The organism is Corallococcus macrosporus, assembly GCF_017302985.1.
Lineage (GTDB): Bacteria > Myxococcota > Myxococcia > Myxococcales > Myxococcaceae > Corallococcus > Corallococcus macrosporus_A.
The window spans coordinates 555,894-568,620 of the sequence record NZ_JAFIMU010000002.1; the positions used below are offsets into that span (position 1 = coordinate 555,894).

Sequence of the window (12,727 nt, forward strand, 5' to 3'; positions counted from 1 at the left end):
GGGTGGGGGTATAAGCGCCCCGGCCCCATGTGGTGCACGGTGGGCCCGTCCCGGACGACGAAGGAGCACGCGCGCGTGGCAAGCGACGGCGAAAAGAACTCGCAGGGGGAACCCACCTTCACCCAGGCCATCCTCGGTGAGGACACCCTGACGTCTTCATGGGGCAGGCGGTGGCTGGCCCTGTCCTTCAGCGCGCGTGTGGTCCTGGCGACCGCGGGCTTCGCGGCGCTGCTCTTCGTGCCCTACCTGGGCGCCGTGGGCCTGTGGGACCCCTGGGAGACGCACTACGGCGAAGTGGGCCGGGAGATGATCCAGCGCAGCGACTACGTCTATCCCTTCTGGGAGAACGCGTGGTTCTTCTCCAAGCCGCCGCTCACCATGTGGATGCAGGCGCTGGGGATGAACCTCGTCGGCGCGCTCAAGGGCGACGGCGCCATGGGCCTCTACACGGAGTGGGGCATGCGCATGCCCTTCGCCATCCTCAGCATCACCGCCGTGGCGCTGCTGTCGCTGGCGGTGGCGCGGGTGGTGAGCATGCGCGCGGGCCTGGCCACGGGCTTCGTGCTGGCCACCATGCCGCTGTACTTCCTGCTCACCCGGCAGACCGTCACGGACACGCCCTTCGTCACCACGTTCGTGTGCGCCATGGCGTGCGCGCTCATCGGGCAGTTGGATGACACCACGAAGCACCGCGCGGGCTGGTGGTACGCGTTCTACGTCTTCGCGGGCCTGGCCACGCTGGCCAAGGGCCTGCTGGGCGTGGGTCTGCCCGCGGTCATCCTGGTGCTGTACGCGGCCGCCGCCGTCATCCCGTGGAGCCGCGAGAGCCTGGAGGCGCACCTGCGCTGGCTCACCAGCGGCGAGGTCCGCGCCCAGGTGCGCGCGGGCACGCGGGCCATGCCGGTGCTGTGGGCGCAGATGTACCGGATGAAGCTGGGCACGGGCATCCTCGTGTTCGCGGCGGTGGCGGTGCCCTGGTACCTGACGCTGTGCCTCTTCGACGGCGTGGACGACGAGGGCAAGCTGTTCTGGTACCGCTTCTTCATCCACGACCACCTCAACCGCCTCACCGCGGGCGTGCACACCACCACGCCGGGCGGGTCGTTCACCTACTTCATCGAGCAGGGCGGCTTCGCCATCTTCCCGTGGGTGGCGCTCGTGCCCGGCGCGTTCGCGGTCGTGTCGCGCCTGAAGCTGCGCTCGCGGGACAAGGCGGACCACCTGGCGCTCATCGCCGTGCTGTGGGTGGCGTTCGCGTTCTACCTGCTGGCCTCCAGCGCGACGAAGTTCCACCACTACGTGTTCCCGGTGCTGCCGGGCCTGGCCATCCTCTGCGCGCTGTTCGTGGACCGGCTGTGGAAGGACGGCATCTCCGAGCACGCCGTGAGCCTCATCTTCGGCCTGGTGCTCTTCATCCTGGTGGGCAAGGACCTGGCGGAGAACCCCAAGGACTTCACCGACCTGTTCGTCTACAACTACGACCGGCCCTACCCGCAGGACCTGGTCAACCGGCCCATCGCGTTCTTCTCCTCGCGCCCGCTGTGGATGGGCGACCTGGTGACGCTGGTGCTGCTGGCCTTCGGCGTGTACCTGGCCTTCGACGCGTTCTCCTCCAAGGCGAAGCAGGAGCGTCCGGCCGCCGGGCGCGCCATCGCGCTGGGGCTGCTGCTCACCGGCGGGGCCACGCTGGCCGCGGTGGCCACGCAGGGGCAGGTGTCCGCGATGGGGCTGTGGGGCGTGGCGCTGCTGGCGCTCGCGGGCTTCCTCGTCTGGCAGGCGTCGCGGCCGGAGGAGGCGCCGGGGCGCACGGTGCTCCAGGCCGTGGGCTTCGGCCTGGCGCTGGTGGGCGTGGCGCTGGCGGTGCGCGGCTTCCGGGGCCCTCCCGCGTCGGACGCGATGTTCAAGGCCCTGTCCGGCACCATCAACGTGAAGGTGGGCATGGGTTTCGCGTTCGGCGTGGCCGGCGTGCTGGCGGTGGTGGCCGCGCTGCAGCGCTCGCGCGTGCTCCTGTTCAGCACGTTCTGGGGTCTGGCCGCGGCGTTCGCGCTCTGGTTCAACTGGGGCCACTGGGTGGACCTGTCCCACCACTGGACGCAGCGCGACCTGTTCTGGCGCTACTACAACCAGCGCCAGGCGGGAGAGCCCATCGCCGCGTACATGATGAACTGGCGCGGGGAGACGTTCTACTCGCGCAACACGGTGGAGCAGTTCCGCGCCAGCGACTCCGCCACGCGCATGCGCCAGTTCGCCGCGCGGCCCGGCCGCGAGTGGGCGCTGGTGGAGCACAACCGCGTGAACCTGCTGAGGAGCGCGGTGGGCGCCGACAAGACCGTCACCCTCGTGGACCGGGACATCAACAACAAGTTCGTGCTGGTGACCATCGAGTGAGGCTCCCCCTGTCCGCTGCTCGCGTGGAGTCCCCCGGCGAGGGAGGCCTGCGCGTGCGCGGGCTGGCGAAGCGCTTCGGTGAGCGCACCGCCGTGGAGGACCTCACCTTCGACGTGCGGCCCGGGGAGGTGTTCGGCCTGCTGGGGCCCAACGGCGCCGGCAAGACGACGACGGTGCGCATGCTGACGGGGCTGCTCAAGCCCTCCGGCGGCGACGCGGAGGTGTGGGGCCACTCCGTCACGCGCGACGGTGAGTCGCTGCGCAAGGTGGTGGGGCTGCTCACCGAACAGCCCGGGCTCTACGACCGGCTCACCGCTCGGGAGAACCTGCGCTTCTTCATGAAGCTGCATGAGCTGGACGAGTCCACCGCGTGGCCCCGGGCGAAGCACTACCTCGACCGCTTCGGGCTGGGCGGCCGCGAGGACGACCCGTGCGGCGGCTTCAGCAAGGGCATGCGCCAGAAGCTGGCCATCGTGCGCACGCTGGTGCACGACCCGCGCGTCATCTTCCTGGACGAGCCCACCAGCGGCCTGGACCCGGAGTCCGCGCGCACCGTGCGCGACGCGGTGGCGGAGCTGGCCTCCGAGGGGCGCACCATCGTCCTGTGCTCGCACAACCTGGCGGAGGTGGAGCGGCTGTGCGAGCGCGTGGCCGTGGTGCGCCGCCGCCTGCTGGCGCTGGGCCCGGTGCGCGAGCTGCGCCGCGCGGGACAGGCGCTGGACGTGCGCGTGGAGGGTGACGCGGAGGCCTTCCGGCCCGCGCTGGCGGCGCTGCCCTTCACGCCCAACGTGCTGGTGGAGGGCGGCCGCCTGCGGGTGATGGTGGCGGACGAGGCGCAGGCGCCGGACGTGGTGGCGTGCCTGGTGGGCGCGGGCGCGCGCGTGCACAGCGTGGTGCCCGCGCAGCGGCCGCTGGAAGAGGTGTACCTGGACCTGCTGCGGGAAGAGGAGACGTGAGCATGGCCTTCCGGCCTCGACGCGCGTTGGCGGTGTTCTGGAAGGACTCGCTGGACCTGCGCAAGAACGTGGGGCTGCTCCTGTCCATGACGGTGCTGCCGCTGGTGATGGTGACGGTGCCCATTGGCGTGGTGTGGACGTACGTGCGGCAGCCGGACCACTCCGACCTGCGCACCGTGGCGCTCTTCTACGACCCCACGCTGCCGCTGGGCGCGAGCGCGGCGCGCTTCCTCATCGACAAGTCGCTCACCGACTGGTTCGGCATGTTCCTGGTGATGCCCGTCTTCATCCCCATCCTCATCGCGTCCCAGAGCGTGGCGGGGGAGAAGGAGCGGCGCACGCTGGAGCCGCTGCTCGCGTCGCCCGTGTCCGCGGCGGAGCTGGTGGCCGGCAAGAGCCTGGCGGCGCTGGTGCCCGCGGTGATGATGACCTGGACCGCCTTCATCCTGTTCTGCGTGGGCGTGGACTGGGTGGCGTGGCCGCTGGTGGGCGCGCCGCTGATGCCCAATGCGCTGTGGGGCTTTGGCGTGTTCGTGCTCGCGCCGCTGTTCGCCTTCTTCGGCAACGGCGTCGCGGTGCTCATCTCCGCCCGGGTGAGCGAGGCGCGCATGGCGCAGCAGCTCTCCGCGCTGGTGGTGCTGCCGCTGGTGGGGCTGGTGGGCGGGCAGGTGGCGGGCGTGCTCAAGGCGGGCCTGGGCTACTACGCCATCCAGGGCGCGGTGGTGCTGGTGCTGGACCTCGTCCTGCTGGCGGCCAGCATCCGGCTGCTGGACCGGGAACGTCTGGTCAGCCGCTGGGGTTGAGTCACTGGCGGGTTGGAGAGTGGACTGCCAGGGGGCCGGGCGGACGGGCAGGCGCCCGTGAAGCTGTTATGTTCCGACGCAGGATGCCAGAGGGAAGCGCGGTGGCGTTTTCGCGCTGGCGGCCCCGCATTTAGGGGTTGGGGTTACGGAAGCTTTGAAGACCTGCCGCCCAGGCGGCCACGGAGGCGCTGAAACAGACATGGGGATCTTCGACAGCATCAAGGGCGAGGCGCAGCGGAACTTCATCGCCCGCGCGGACAGCGCGAAGGGTGAGATCGTCTACAAGTATCCGGAGAAGAACGTCCGGATGAAGACGCAGCTCACCGTGGACGCGGATGAGGTGGCGCTGTTCGTCAAGGACGGCAAGGTGGAGGGGAAGCTGGGGCCCGGCCGTCACACGCTGGACACCAACAACATCCCGTTCCTGTCGCGCCTGCTGGAGGGCTTCACCGGCGGCAACATGTTCATGGCGGAGATCTTCTTCGTCTCCAACCGCGAGCACACGGGCGTGAAGTTCGGCGGCCCCATCGGTGACGTGCGCGACCCGGAGACGGGCCTGGGCATCGGCACCATGGTGTACGGCGACTTCTCCATCCGCGTGACGGAGCCGGAGAAGCTCGTGGTGGGCCTCGTCGGCATGGGCCGCGCCTCCAACGAGGAGTTCCTGGGCTGGTTCAAGGGCCAGGTGCTCAAGGTGACGCGCGACCGCACCGCCGAGCTGCTGGTGAAGAAGAAGTGGCCGCTCCTGGACGTGACGAGCGGCGCCTACGTGGAGGAGATGGAGCAGGAGATCCTCGCCGGCCTCAAGCCGCACGTGGACACCTACGGCCTCACCATCGTCCGCATGGGCAACTTCGTCGTCAGCATCAAGCCCGAGGACGAAGTCACGCTGAAGAAGCTGTCCAAGGACGTGGCGTACTCGCGGCTGGCCGGTGGCTTCCAGCAGTACGCGCAGGGCCAGGCGATGCTCGGCGCGTCCGAGGGCATGGCCAAGGGCGGTGGCGGAAGTGACGGCGCCATGCAGGGCATGGGCATGGGCATGGGGTTCGGCATGGCGCAGATGTTCGCCAACCAGCAGCATCAGCAGCGCCCCGCGGAGCCCGCGCAGGCGGCCGCTCCGGCGGACACGCGCAGCCCGGCGCAGCGGCTCAAGGAGATCAAGGAGCTGAAGGACGCGGGCGTGCTCTCCGACGAGGAGTACAACGCCAAGCGCGCGGAGCTGATGAAGCTGCTGTAGTCGCCGCGCTCGGCTTGAAGTGACGTGAGGGCCCTGTCTCCCGAGTGTGGGAGGCGGGGCCTTCGCGCGTCTTCAGGGGGCGGGCGTGCCGGGCACGGCGAGGCGCAGGTGCTGGTGCAGCGTCTCCGCGCGCAGGTAGAGGAACTGCACGTCGCCGAAGGCCAGCGTGGCGCCGTCGTGGAGCATCACCTGGGCCTTGAAACCCAGCGGCGCGCCGTTGATGAAGGTGCCGTTCATGGACTGCGCGTCGCGCACGGAGAAGTCCCCGGCGCCCGCGTTCCAGCGCAGGGTGGCGTGGTGCTGGGAGACGGAGGGCTCCGGCACCACGAGGTCGCACGTGTCGGCGCGGCCCACGGTGAACTCCTCGCCGTCCTGGTTCGGCTGGAGGAAGTGCACCTCCAGGTTGTCGAAGTCGCGCAGCATCGCGAGCAGCCGCTCCCCCATGCGCGAGCGGTGCGCCATGCCCACTGTGCGCATGCCCACCATGGCCGGAATCACGGCCTTGAAGGCGGCCTCCACGGGCTGCTGGATGAGGGCCACGGAGCCGGACGCGGACCGGAAGGACTCCAGCGAGGCCCCCGCGAAGGGACGGAGCTGTTTCACGGACACCATGGCGTTGGACCCTATGTGCAACCAGCGTGGACGGGAAGGGCCCGAGAGGGCCCGGACAGTGGGCCTGGGACTAGGACGGCAGCGGCGTCGCCTGAGCGCGGGGCATCTGCTGCGGCCCCGAGGTGGGCGTCGTCGCGGGGGACGGGGGCGCGGACGGCGCGGGCGTGTCGTCCAGCCGGCGCAGGTCCAGCTTCATGGGCACCTGGAGCGTGGTGCCCAGGCGCAAGAGCAGCACGTCCGGCGCGAGGCCGTTCTCGCCAAGCGCCTGCGTCAGCTCGCGCGCGGAGGGCGCGGTGCCCCGGGCCCAGAGCTCCTTGAGGAACGCGCCCGCCTCCGGCGCGTGCCACCACGCCGGGCCGAAGCGCGCCTTCAGTTGCCCCTGGAGCTGCCCGGCCAGGAACCACGCCCGGAAGCTGTCGGCGGACTGGTAGAAGTCCTCCTGGTCCACGAGGTAGCGCTCCACGTCGTCCGCCGTCATCGGCATGGCGCCGGTGCGCGCCATCAGCGCGCGGTACAGCTCGCGCGGATCCACGTCCGTGCGGCGGTGCAGCTCCAACTGGTAGAGCAGCCGGCCCGCCGCGTGGCGGATGAGGTACAGCTTGTGCGCGCTGGACGTCGCCAGGTACTGGGCGCGCTTGTCCGCGTCCCCCAGCACGCCCGCGTTCTCCTCCAGCCACACCGGGTCCTCCAGCAGGTCCTCGAAGAGGGCGGAGTAGGCCTCGCCCACGGTGGGGTTGCCCAGCCGCGCCAGCTCGAAGCGCGCCTCCTGCGTGAAGGCCGTGTGCAGCAGGTGCCCCACCTCGTGCAGCACGCGGCCCTGGTGCAGCACGCCCGTGCCGGGCTTGAAGGACAGCCGCACGTCGGATGGGACCTTCACCGCCATGGCCAGCGGACGCGGGTTCTTCTGGGGCAGGTCGCGCGCGTCCACCTTCACGTTGGGCAGCGCGTTCAGGTCGATGCCCAGGCCCGCCACGGTGGCCTGCGCCTTCGCCAGCGACTCGCCCTTGGGGAACGCGTCCTCCACCTCGCGCGAGCGGAACAGGCGCGGGATGTCCGCGCGGGTAATCTGCGCGAAGGGCAGCCCCAGCTCGCGCTGGGAGAGCCGCTCCATCACCAGGCGGTACGGCTCCTGCGTGGCCTGGAGGATCTCCTCCGCCAGCTGCGCCAGCCGCTCCAGGTCCGCTTGCCTGAGCTCACTTCCAAAGGCCTCGTACGACTCGAAGCCCATCTGCTTCACCAGCTCATTGGTCCTGGCCTCGCGGCGCAGGAGCGTCTGGTTGAGGCGGGTGAGCGCGGGTGTGGCCGCCGCATAGAGCGCCTTGCGCTTGAGGGCGCTCTTCTCGTTGGCGAGCAGCCGCTCCAGCTCGTGGTAGCGCACCTCGCGCCCGTCCACGCTCAGCTTGAGCGACGCCTCCAGGTTGGCGGTCGCGTCGTTGTGCTCGGCCAGCTCGCGCGCCAGGAACTCTCCGGCGAAGTGGCCGTGGAGCGCGGTGAGGGCGCGCAGCTCGCGCGGGTCCTTCGTCAGGTGCCTCAGCCGGTCGATGCGCCGCAGGTTCTCCAGGCTGAAGAGCGCCTGCTTGCCGCTGTAGGTGGCGGCGATGTCCACCGCCTTGCCTTCCGTCCAGTAGTCCCAGACGAGCCGGTGCTGCTCCTCCAGGAGGAGGGCCGCCTCCGCGGAAAGGGCGTTCACCTCCCCGGTCAGTTGCTCTTCCTCGCTGGGAGGGGGGGCCACCACCGGAGGCGGCGCCTTGTGACAGGCGCTCAGCAGACACACGGCGGCGGCGAGGAGGGACGGAATCCTTGGGGACATGGGCCGCCCATGTTACTTCCGACCCGCCGATGCCCAACGTAAACCCATGGCGGGCGGCCCGAGGACGCCAGGGCCTCTACTCCGCCCTGCGCCAGTTCTTCGCAAGCCAGGGATACCTGGAAGTGGAGACGCCGCTGCTCGTGCCCACCCCCGGCATGGAGCCGTACATCTCCGCCTTCGAGACGCCCTTCGTCCCGGAGACGGACCTGGGCCGGGCGCGCACGCTCTACCTGCACACCAGCCCCGAGTACGCGATGAAGCGCCTGCTGGCGCAAGGCGCGGGGCCGCTGTTCCAGATCTGCAAGGTCTTCCGCAACGGCGAGGTGTCCCAGACGCACAACCCGGAGTTCACGCTGCTGGAGTTCTACCGGCCGCACGCGGACTACCACGCCATCATGGACGACCTGGAGGGCGCGCTGGCCCGGGCGGGCCAGGCGGCGGCGGACGCGAAGGACGGCGAGCCCGGCGCGGACCCTGGCTTCTTCACGCGCACGCCGTACGAGCGCGTGACGGTGCGCGACGCGGTGCTGCGCGCCACGGGCGTGGACATCCACGTGCACTCGGACGGCGCGTCGCTCAAGCGGGCGGCGGACGCCGTGGGCGTGCACACCGGGAACTCGACGTCCTTCGACGACGTCTTCTTCCACCTCTTCCTGGAGCGGGTGGAGCGGGGCCTGGGCCACGAGCGGCCCACCTTCCTCATCGAGTACCCCGCGTCCATGGCGGCGCTGTCCCGGCTGAAGCCCGGCGACCCGCGCGTCGCGGAGCGCGTGGAGCTGTACGCGAAGGGGCTGGAGCTGGCGAACGGCTTCTCCGAATTGACGGACGCGGCGGAGCAGCGCGCGCGGCTGGTGGAGGAGCAGGAGCTGCGCCGCAAGCTGGGCCGCGCCGTGTATCCCCTGGACGAGCGCTTCCTGGAGGCGGTGGGCCGCATGCCGCCGTCCGCGGGCATCGCCGTGGGGCTCGACCGAATCCTCATGCTGCTGCTCGGGGTCCAGCGCATCGAGGACGTCCTCCTGTTCCCCGCGCACGGGTTCGTCTGATGCTCAAGGTGCTCCAGACGGTGTTCGCTGGCACGGCCACGGTGGGCCTCACGGGCGTCACGTCCGCGACGGTGACGGTGCTGTCCGGGCTGCATCAGCACCCGGCGGCGGACAAGGTGCTGGGGGCCTGGGGGCGCTCGGCGCTCGCGGCCGCGGGCGTGCGGCATGAAGCCTTCGGCCTGGAGAACATCCCGAAGGACGGCAACGTCGTCTTCGTGAGCAACCACCAGTCGCACTTCGACGCGATGGTGAACTTCGCGCACATCGAAAAGCACACGCGCTACGTCGCCAAGGCGGAACTCTTCAAGGTGCCCGTGTTCGGCCGGGCCATGCGCGTGGCGGGCAACATCCCCGTGCAGCGCACGGGCGGCGCGGACGACCGGGCCCGGCTCCAGGAGGCCGTCACGGCGCTGCGCGAGCGCGTCAGCGTGCTGTTCTACGCCGAGGGCACCCGCAGCCCGGATGGCGAGCTGAAGCCCTTCAAGAAGGGCGCCGCCACGCTGGCCATCCAGGCGCAGGTCCCCGTCGTCCCCATGGCCATCTCCGGCACCCGGCTCATCCTCCCCAAGGGGGGCAGGGCCATCCGGTGGGGCCAGCGCGTGGCGTTGGTGGTGGGCAAGCCCGTGCCTACGCAGGGGCTGACGCTGGATGACCGGGATACCCTCACCCGCCGCCTGGAAGAGGCGGTGGCCGGCCTGTACGCCGAGGCGCGCCAGCGCTCGGGAGACACTCCATGAAGAAGAGCACCCAGACCACGTCGCAGGCCCACCCCTGGCATGGCATCGCGCCCGGGCCCGAGGCCCCTGAAGTCGTCACCGCGTACATCGAGATCGTCCCCACGGACGCGGTGAAGTACGAGATGGACAAGGAGTCCGGCATCCTGATGCTGGACCGGCCCCAGCGCTTCAGCAGCCAGTGCCCCACGCTCTACGGCTTCATCCCGCGCACGTACTGCGGCGAGCAGGTGGCGAAGCGCTGCGCGGAGCGCACCGGCGTGAAGGACATCCGCGGCGACGGGGACCCCATCGACATCTGCGTGCTGACGGAGAAGGTCGTCTCCAACGGCAACCTGCTGGTGCACGCGGTGCCCGTAGGCGGCTTCCGGATGATCGACGGCAACGAGGCCGACGATAAAATCATCGCGGTGCTGGAGTCGGACCTCGTGTACGGCGAGCTCCAGTACATCGCGCAGCTGCCGCGCCCGCTGCTGGACCGCCTGAAGCACTACTTCCTCACCTACAAGCAGATTCCCGGTGAGGGAAAGCGCAGCGTGGAGATCGCCGAGGTCTACGACCGGCAGGAGGCCATGGAGGTCATCCGCCGCAGCATGCGCGACTACGACAAGCTCTTCGTGGAGCCGGAGGCGAAGCCGGCGAAGAAGGCCGCGCGCAAGGCCCCCGCTTCGAAGGCGCCGGCCGGCAAGGCGTCCCGTGGAGCGCGGGGCGGGAAGTAGCCCGTCGTCCCCAGCGGTCCTGAAGTGCTCCTGACGCGCGGGAAGGGAAGGGCGGTGGCGCCCCTCACTTTTTCCGCGCGTTCTCTTTTTCGCGCGCCCCTACGAGCGGCGGGCGCGCTTGGGCGCGGAGGCCGCGGGGCGCTTGCCTCGGGCCGGGGCGGCGGGCTTGCGCGCGACCTTGGCCTTGGCGGCGGGGGCGACCTTGGCGGCCTTCTTGGCGGCCTTCTTCGCCACGGTCTTCACGCGGGCGGCGGCCTTCTTGGCCACGGTCTTCACCTTCGCCACGACCTTCTTGGCGGCCTTGCCCGCGGAGGCCTTCTTGCCCGCGGCGGACCTGGCCGGCTTCGAGGCCGGCTTCGAGGCCGGCTTGGACGCGGGGCCGGGGACGGCGGTGCCCCGGGCGGGGAGCTGATCCACGAGCTTCTTCGGCGCGATGGCGCGGTAGCTCTCGTCGATCCACGCCTTGATGACGGGCACCGGCACCTGCGAGGCCTCGTCGAAGTGGGCGGTCACCCAGCCGCTCTTTCCCAGGCCGTACTCGGTGGGCTCCGTGAAGGGCAGCGTGAGGGCGGCGTCCTTGGAGTCGGGAAGCTTGGCGGAGAGGTTCAGCTTCTCTCCGTCCACGGTCATGAAGAGGAAGGTCTTGTCGTTGACCTTCATCGCGCGGTGGCCCCAGGGAAAGTCCTCGTGGGCGCCGGGGTAGCTCATCGCATGTTCGCGCAGTACGGCTTCGACCTTCTGCGTCTCGTTCTCTGCGGGCATGGGCACCTTGCTTCGTTGTGTGTCGTGACAGCTTAACCGGACCTGTCGCGTCCGGCGTATTCCCCAATGTGTCTGTTCTAGGAGGAAAGGCGGGTGACAGGCCACCCGTGGTTTCCCGCATGCGTCGGAACCCTTGGAACTAGGTGCCGGATGGGGGGCACGCATAGTCTCGGGGTCAACGATAAGGAGTCACTTCCCGATGCCCCAGTCTCTGCTCGCCACGGATGGCTACAAGTTCAGCATGGCGGAGGCCGGCTGGCCCCTGCGGAAGGAAACGTTCTACTACTCGCACCGCAAGGGCGGGCCGCAGGTGATGCCGCTGGACCTGGAGGCCTGGGTCCGCAACCTCCTGCCGGAGCCGCAGCCGGACGACTACGCGTTCCTCGCCCGGCACGACTACGAGATGGGCGTGGGCTTCAAGGCCGCCATCCTCCGCAAGGAGCGGCTGTCCGTGCGCGCCATCCCGCGGGGCGCGGTGTTCCTGCCGCGCGAGCCCATCCTCACCCTCACCGGCCCCTCCGCGCTGGTGTCCTGGCTGGAGCCGGTGCTGTTGCAGCTCAACTACCGCGTCCAGGTGGCCACGCAGGCCCTGCAGGACCGCGAGGCCCTGGCGCGGACGCTGGCCACGGTGTCGTGCGAGGAGGAGAAGAGAATCGCCCTGGAGACGCTGGACCAGGTGGGCGTGCGGGCCGTGGCCATCCGCGTGGACTCGGAGGGCTACGTGCAGCGCGTGCGGGCGCAGGTGAAGGAGCTGGTGGACATCGTGGAGGACCCCTCGCGCATCTTCGAGGTGGGCCTGCGCGCGGCGACCTGCCTGGAGCAGCACGAGCTGGCCCTGCGCGCGTGCCAGGAGGCGGGCGTGCAGCGCACCAGCAACGTGGAGGGCGCGCGGGTGCTGAACATGATTCCCGTGGGCACCATGGGCCACGAGCACGTGCAGCGCTACGGCTCCGACGACGCGGCCTACCGCGCGATGCATGAGCGCCGGCCGCAGCGCTCCAGCTACCTGCTGGACACCTTCGACACGCTGACGTCGGGCATCCCGGCCGCGTTCAAGCTCATCTCCGAGGAGCCGCAGGGCGGGGACTCCATCCGCTTCGACTCCGGGAACAAGAAGCTCCAGTACCTGTACGCGGTGACGCGCGCGCGCGATTTGGGCATCAAGCCGGTCATCATCCTGGAGGACGGCCTGGACGCGCAGATGACGCGCGAGTTCGAGGAGCTGCGCAAGCAGGTGGGCTGGGAGCCGACGACGCAGTTCTACGGCTACGGCGGCCACATCGTGGCGCGCACCATGTCCCATGCGCTGACGCGCGACCGGGTGGCGGCCATCTACAAGCTGTCGTGCTCGGGCGCGACGCCGGTGATGAAGTTCGGCAACGAGCTGGCGGAGGGCAAGCAGAGCGTGCCGGGCACGCCCGTCCTGTTCCGCCGCCGCACGGGCACCGGGCCGCTGGGGCTGGTGGGGCAGGCGGGGGAGGCGACGCCCCAGGGCTACTTCCCGCTGATGGAGTCCGCCGCGTCCACGCCGTCGCTGGTGGGGGCGGAGGGCCTGACGCCGGAAGAACAGCGCATCGGGTACACTGCCACCACGCAGGCGCTGGTGGAGTCCATCACCCGGCGCCACTTCCCGCAGGGCCGCTGACGTCAGGCGCGGCGGCCG

11 protein-coding genes are annotated in these 12,727 nt (G+C 70.3%); 8 read left to right on the top strand and 3 right to left on the bottom strand.

What is annotated here, in order from left to right:
- Nucleotides 1-75: 75 nt before the first annotated feature.
- The 4 genes from JYK02_RS02700 (at nt 76) to JYK02_RS02715 (ending at nt 5,384) form a co-directional block, all read left to right on the top strand.
- On the top strand, nt 76-2,388 hold the full coding sequence (locus JYK02_RS02700; protein ID WP_207048272.1) for a glycosyltransferase family 39 protein: 2,313 nt from the start codon (nt 76-78) through the stop codon (nt 2,386-2,388).
- Nucleotides 2,385-3,344, top strand: a complete 960-nt coding sequence (locus tag JYK02_RS02705; protein ID WP_347402413.1) for an ABC transporter ATP-binding protein — start codon at nt 2,385-2,387, stop codon at nt 3,342-3,344. The genes JYK02_RS02700 and JYK02_RS02705 overlap by 4 nt, the downstream gene beginning before the upstream one ends.
- Before the next feature lie 2 nt (nt 3,345-3,346).
- The gene (locus tag JYK02_RS02710; RefSeq protein WP_207048668.1) at nt 3,347-4,147 is read left to right on the top strand and encodes an ABC transporter permease subunit; all 801 of its coding nucleotides are present in this window, start codon (nt 3,347-3,349) and stop codon (nt 4,145-4,147) included.
- 199 nt (nt 4,148-4,346) lie between these two features.
- A complete protein-coding gene (locus JYK02_RS02715) occupies nt 4,347-5,384 on the top strand; it encodes an SPFH domain-containing protein (protein WP_207048273.1) in 1,038 nt (345 codons plus the stop codon).
- A gap of 72 nt (nt 5,385-5,456) precedes the next feature.
- On the opposite strand, the gene JYK02_RS02720 is transcribed toward JYK02_RS02715, so the two are convergent.
- Both JYK02_RS02720 and JYK02_RS02725 read right to left on the bottom strand, forming a co-directional pair.
- The gene (locus JYK02_RS02720) at nt 5,457-5,996 is read right to left on the bottom strand and encodes an FHA domain-containing protein (protein WP_207048274.1); all 540 of its coding nucleotides are present in this window, start codon (nt 5,994-5,996) and stop codon (nt 5,457-5,459) included.
- Between the two features lie 70 nt (nt 5,997-6,066).
- The gene (locus tag JYK02_RS02725; protein WP_207048275.1) at nt 6,067-7,806 is read right to left on the bottom strand and encodes a chromosome segregation protein SMC; all 1,740 of its coding nucleotides are present in this window, start codon (nt 7,804-7,806) and stop codon (nt 6,067-6,069) included.
- 29 nt (nt 7,807-7,835) lie between these two features.
- Here JYK02_RS02725 and epmA point away from each other — a divergent pair, with 29 nt between their 5' ends.
- From epmA to JYK02_RS02740, 3 genes are read left to right on the top strand one after another with little or no spacing between them, the layout of a single operon-like run.
- Nucleotides 7,836-8,849 carry an EF-P lysine aminoacylase EpmA gene (gene epmA, locus JYK02_RS02730; protein ID WP_207048276.1) on the top strand — a complete coding sequence of 338 codons (1,014 nt, stop codon included), beginning with the start codon at nt 7,836-7,838 and terminating at the stop codon, nt 8,847-8,849.
- Complete coding sequence (locus JYK02_RS02735) at nt 8,849-9,586, top strand: lysophospholipid acyltransferase family protein (RefSeq protein WP_242588299.1); 738 nt, start codon at nt 8,849-8,851, stop codon at nt 9,584-9,586. The genes epmA and JYK02_RS02735 overlap by 1 nt, the downstream gene beginning before the upstream one ends.
- The gene (locus tag JYK02_RS02740; protein WP_207048277.1) at nt 9,583-10,302 is read left to right on the top strand and encodes an inorganic pyrophosphatase; all 720 of its coding nucleotides are present in this window, start codon (nt 9,583-9,585) and stop codon (nt 10,300-10,302) included. The genes JYK02_RS02735 and JYK02_RS02740 overlap by 4 nt, the downstream gene beginning before the upstream one ends.
- Nucleotides 10,303-10,401: 99 nt before the next feature.
- Here JYK02_RS02740 and JYK02_RS40320 read toward each other — a convergent pair whose 3' ends face one another.
- On the bottom strand, nt 10,402-11,064 hold the full coding sequence (locus JYK02_RS40320; protein ID WP_277991221.1) for an MmcQ/YjbR family DNA-binding protein: 663 nt from the start codon (nt 11,062-11,064) through the stop codon (nt 10,402-10,404).
- A 199-nt stretch (nt 11,065-11,263) separates the two neighbouring features.
- On the opposite strand from JYK02_RS40320, the gene JYK02_RS02750 reads away from it, so the two are divergent.
- Nucleotides 11,264-12,709 (top strand): nicotinate phosphoribosyltransferase, encoded by a 1,446-nt coding sequence (locus tag JYK02_RS02750; protein WP_207048279.1) that lies wholly within the window; start codon nt 11,264-11,266, stop codon nt 12,707-12,709.
- Nucleotides 12,710-12,727: the final 18 nt, after the last annotated feature.

Bases quoted from the DNA above. Each gene is read 5' to 3' on its own strand.
- epmA (WP_207048276.1), top strand. From the start codon at position 7,836: ATGCCCAACGTAAACCCATGGCGGGCGGCCCGAGGACGCCAGGGCCTC.
- JYK02_RS02750 (WP_207048279.1), top strand. From the start codon at position 11,264: ATGCCCCAGTCTCTGCTCGCCACGGATGGCTACAAGTTCAGCATGGCG.
- JYK02_RS02740 (WP_207048277.1), top strand. From the start codon at position 9,583: ATGAAGAAGAGCACCCAGACCACGTCGCAGGCCCACCCCTGGCATGGC.
- JYK02_RS02720 (WP_207048274.1), bottom strand. From the start codon at position 5,996: ATGGTGTCCGTGAAACAGCTCCGTCCCTTCGCGGGGGCCTCGCTGGAG.
- JYK02_RS02735 (WP_242588299.1), top strand. From the start codon at position 8,849: ATGCTCAAGGTGCTCCAGACGGTGTTCGCTGGCACGGCCACGGTGGGC.
- JYK02_RS02725 (WP_207048275.1), bottom strand. From the start codon at position 7,806: ATGTCCCCAAGGATTCCGTCCCTCCTCGCCGCCGCCGTGTGTCTGCTG.
- JYK02_RS40320 (WP_277991221.1), bottom strand. From the start codon at position 11,064: ATGCCCGCAGAGAACGAGACGCAGAAGGTCGAAGCCGTACTGCGCGAA.
- JYK02_RS02710 (WP_207048668.1), top strand. From the start codon at position 3,347: ATGGCCTTCCGGCCTCGACGCGCGTTGGCGGTGTTCTGGAAGGACTCG.
- JYK02_RS02715 (WP_207048273.1), top strand. From the start codon at position 4,347: ATGGGGATCTTCGACAGCATCAAGGGCGAGGCGCAGCGGAACTTCATC.